Raw genomic sequence first — 1,909 nt, forward strand, 5'->3', positions numbered from 1 at the left:
TACTTGGGGAAATCATTCCTGATTTCTTCCAGGTTCGGTTTCAACCTCTCCTCGTAATCAGATAGCTTGTCGAAATACAAATAGCCAATGGCCAGAAACGGGAGTGGGGTATTCGGCATCCCGCTCGCGATCCCTTTGTCGATAGCTATAGATTTTAGTAAAGTACCGAACATGGTCGCAATCATGGGCATATGATGCTTCGTATAGTAGTCCATGTCAAATATTTTTCCCTCTCCATTGGGGTACAGGATCGTTACTTTGATCATTCCCTTTTTTGCTTTGAAACCGTCTGTCGATTGGGCTTGCAGGCAATGGAAAGAAAGTCCGAAAATGACGAGGAGTAAAATAATTTTTGTTTTCATTTTACGTGTTTTTTGATAGTTGAATGGAAGGTAACTGGTACAGATTTTTGGAAGATGAATCCATTACAGGCGTACTATTCTTACAATATAACTAAAATCTTCAACCGGTGAAATACCCGGAAACAGGTATTTTGCGCCTTGTCAGATATGAGCCCTCTTTATGGATTACCGAAGGCTAGTTCACGCCATTTTAGGCGGACATAATTTTACGAGTAAACTCAGACCAATACCCGCAATAAAACAACGTTCTTTTTTGTTACCGGTAAATTGGTGTGTCCAGTCTACCAGCCCGCCATCGGCTATTTCTATTTCATTTCCGGCTACTGTAATGATCGCTTTAAATTGCAAACCTTTGTAGTAATTATTTTCAGCGGGGGCAGGATCCCTGACCATTTTAAAAGGAAAATCAGCTGTTGCGGCGGCTATCAAAGCCTGACCGTCTTTGTATCCGGCACGGGGCTGTATTTTGAAATAAATATCTTCTATTTCAAACAGGCTGGTTAACAGGTGGTGGATATGTTGCAGCTGTTCGCGAAAGGTCACGCGTTCAAATGCGTAATCGCCGGTATCCTTTCCTGCAGCCACCATGCAGGCTATTTTAAAATGCGGCGTATAGCCTTTGCCGGGAGGTAACTGCATGGCCCTGATATGCCGGTGCACTGTGCAGTAACGAATACGACCGGAGGCAGGCGTTGCGGGGTTTGTAAGGTGCTCGTGTGCAATGTGAAGGGCCAATGCGTTAGTCGCATCTGCGAGTACTTCCGTGTGGCGGATAGCGGAGAGTATTTTTTTCTGGTTAACAGTACCCGGTACAGAGCAGCTGCCGAATGGCGCTACCGGCGATAGTTCCAGCGGGTCGTAACCCTGCTCTTTTAAGTAGCGAAGCAGCTGCAATTCTTTTTCCAGCAGTACAATCATATCCGTATCTGCTGGTTTTACATAGATGTTGTGGCGGTATTGTTGCAGCAGGGCAGGGGCAGAAGTATGCATCGATTTTTGATGATATACTTCCAGTAGCAGAGAGGACAGTTCCGCGCTGCTAAGCTGCTCACTGAGCAACTGTACTAAATGCGGGATGCCTGCCTTGTCACTTATTTTTTGGGAGATGAGATCCGCCATGTTCCAGTCGGGTTTTTAGTTGAACGAATAGTTGATCCTTCTATGAAGTTATTCATCTCATAAAATTATAAAAAACAGGATAGATAAAATATATTTTTTGACGATGAAAGACTATGCTTTCATGAGCCAGGCACTGCTGTTAAGCGCCATCAGGGAGATGAATAACAACAGCTGCTGATCTGAGAACCGGAGCCGTAGCTGCGCCAGTGCTTTTGCTTTATGCTCTTTCACAGTAAATACGGAGATGCCTAAACGCTCCGCTATTTCATCATTTTTTAAGCCTTCAAAAAAGATCATGCGAAATACCTGTTGTCTTTTCTCCGGCAACTTTTCTATTTCATGATAAACAGATTGTAATAACTCTGTTCGGATCATTTGCTGTAATATCAACTCATCACCTTTCTGATCATCGAGATAACACATTTCCT

Annotated in this window: 3 protein-coding genes; all 3 read right to left on the bottom strand. The window is 43.7% G+C overall.

The window, feature by feature from the left end; genetic code table 11:
- On the bottom strand, positions 1–362 hold a 362-nt coding region (locus VIP81_RS13260), incomplete at its 3' end, for an EthD family reductase (RefSeq protein ID WP_331961198.1).
- A gap of 180 nt (positions 363–542) precedes the next feature.
- Entirely contained in the window at positions 543–1,481 is a 939-nt protein-coding gene (locus tag VIP81_RS13265; protein WP_331961201.1) for a hypothetical protein, read from the bottom strand.
- Positions 1,482–1,592: 111 nt separating this feature from the next.
- Positions 1,593–1,909, bottom strand: a 317-nt coding sequence (locus VIP81_RS13270) for a sigma-70 family RNA polymerase sigma factor (RefSeq protein WP_331961204.1), incomplete at its 5' end; no start/stop codon positions are given.

The organism is Chitinophaga sp. (assembly GCF_036566945.1).
Classification (GTDB): domain Bacteria; phylum Bacteroidota; class Bacteroidia; order Chitinophagales; family Chitinophagaceae; genus Chitinophaga.

What these genes read in the sequence shown, in the direction of transcription:
- VIP81_RS13265 (WP_331961201.1), bottom strand. Translation starts at nt 1,481, where the DNA reads ATGGCGGATCTCATCTCCCAAAAAATAAGTGACAAGGCAGGCATCCCG.